Origin of the sequence: Nocardia sp. NPDC059228 (assembly GCF_042754245.1) — a bacterium.
In the GTDB taxonomy this organism is placed as follows: Bacteria; Actinomycetota; Actinomycetes; order Mycobacteriales; family Mycobacteriaceae; genus Nocardia.
In genome coordinates, this window is sequence record NZ_JBHZAL010000179.1 from 1 (window position 1) to 1,054 (window position 1,054).

The window sequence follows — 1,054 nt, forward strand, 5'->3', positions numbered from 1 at the left end:
GCGCAAGAACTGCGCGGACTTCGGTGTACGGCTGCACCCGCTCGGCGACGTCGAGCAGGGCGTCGTCCATGTCGTGGGCCCGCAGCTGGGACTGACCCAGCCCGGCACCACCGTCGTGTGCGGCGACAGCCACACCTCCACCCACGGCGCCTTCGGCGCGCTGGCCTTCGGTATCGGCACCAGCCAGGTCGAGCACGTCCTGGCCACCCAGACGCTGCCGCTGGCCCGCCCCCGCACCATGGCCATCACCGTCGAGGGCGAACTGCCCGCCGACGTCACGGCCAAGGACCTGATCCTCGCCGTCATCGCCCGCATCGGCACCGGCGGCGGCCAGGGCTACATCCTCGAATACCGCGGCTCCGCCATCGAGAAGCTCTCGATGGAGGCCCGCATGACCATTTGCAACATGTCCATCGAGGCCGGCGCCAGGGCGGGCATGATCGCCCCGGACCAGGTCACCTTCGACTACCTCCGGGGCCGCGACCACGCCCCCGAGGGAGCCGACTGGGACGCCGCGGTCGAGTACTGGTCGACGCTGCGGACCGACGAGGACGCCGTCTTCGACGCCGAGGTCTTCATCGACGCCACGGAACTGGCCCCGTTCGTCACCTGGGGCACCAACCCCGGCCAGGGCGCCCCGCTTTCGACGCATGTCCCCGACCCCGCTTCGTACGAGGACGCCTCGGAGCGCCTCGCCGCCGAAAAGGCCCTGGAGTACATGGGGTTGACCGCCGGGCAGGCACTGCGCGACATCACGGTGGACACCGTCTTCGTAGGTTCGTGCACCAACGGCCGCATTGAGGACCTGCGCAACGCGGCCTCGATCCTGGACGGCCGCAAAGTCGCGAACGGCGTACGGATGCTGGTCGTCCCCGGCTCGGTCCGGGTCGCCCTCCAGGCCGTCTCCGAGGGCCTGGACAAGGTCTTCACCGGCGCGGGCGCCGAGTGGCGGCACGCGGGCTGTTCGATGTGTCTGGGCATGAACCCCGACCAACTGGCGCCCGGCGAGCGCTCCGCGTCCACCTCGAACCGCAACTTCGAGGGCAGGCAGGGC

At 70.6% G+C, this 1,054-nt stretch carries 1 protein-coding gene; it reads left to right on the plus strand.

Annotated elements, in window-relative coordinates; translation table 11 throughout:
- Window positions 1-1,054, plus strand: a 1,054-nt coding sequence (gene leuC, locus ACFXKA_RS43325; protein ID WP_379431959.1) for a 3-isopropylmalate dehydratase large subunit, incomplete at both ends; no start/stop codon positions are given.